General features: G+C 29.1%; 1 protein-coding gene. It reads right to left on the reverse strand.

Features of this window, described 5'->3' with window-relative positions; all coding sequences use genetic code 11:
* Positions 1-1,011, reverse strand: a 1,011-nt coding sequence (locus V7068_RS22290; RefSeq protein WP_499714607.1) for a hypothetical protein, incomplete at both ends; no start/stop codon positions are given.

Consider the following 1,011-nt stretch of genomic DNA (forward strand, 5'->3'; position numbering starts at 1 on the left):
ATTTTCTTATAGTGTTTGTGCCTTTTTGTATTTCTTCTTCAATTTTATTGATTTCATCTTTTAAAGCTATTATCATATCATTAGAAATCTGAATATCTTTTATTAGATCTGCCCTGGCAAAAATGTCATTATGATGTTCAACTCCACAGACTGGACATATAATATTTTCATCTAAGTTCGCTGAAAATTTATGATCTTCAGCAATCTCATGAGAATTTCTTTTTAGTGCCCTAAGTAGTAATTGTTTGTCATATAAATTATTCCTTAAGGAGGCATTCAATTCTTTGAAATGACTTATTTTTCTTTCTGTATTTTTTATTTCATTTATTAATTTGTCATTGTCTTCAAATGTAGGTGGTTCCAAATCACTATCTAGACTGCTTACTACGGCGGTTAGAAACTCTTTATTGGTGGCGTATTTTTTATTAAGCTCCTTCATTAATAATCCTTTAGCTTCAATATCCTTTTTAACCTTAAAATATTCATCATTTTGATAACCTACTATATATTTAATTAACTTGTCTTTCCACTTTAAGACATAATCCAGCCTCTTAAAACTCTTGCCAAACTCTTGCCATCCTGTATCCTGGTCAATATAGCTGAACGCCATAATGTGTGGTAGGGAAACAGGTACACTTTTTCCGCTTTTATCCAACCAAGACATATTAATTTGAAGTAGTCCCATGAAAAATTCACTTAATTCGGTAAAGGATAATTCAATTCCACTTTCAATTTTAAATTCTTTATTACAGCTAAATATGAAATACTTATTTTTTTTTCTTTCAATAATGTAATTATTATTTTTGAAGGAAAAGAATACTAATACTCGTTTCTCGAGTTTTTTCCAATCACCGTCGAATTTCACTTCACCACCAAATGTATAAAACAATGATTTTAATAGTGATGATTTACCAGTCGTGTTTTTGCCAGCAATTATATTTAAACCATCATAGAAATTTAATTCTATAGATGCTTTTTCTGTATCACTTATTACTATCAGTCTGTTTATTG

Origin of the sequence: Bacillus sp. JJ634 (genome assembly GCF_036962285.1) — a bacterium.
Lineage (GTDB): Bacteria > Bacillota > Bacilli > Bacillales > DSM-1321 > Peribacillus > Peribacillus asahii_A.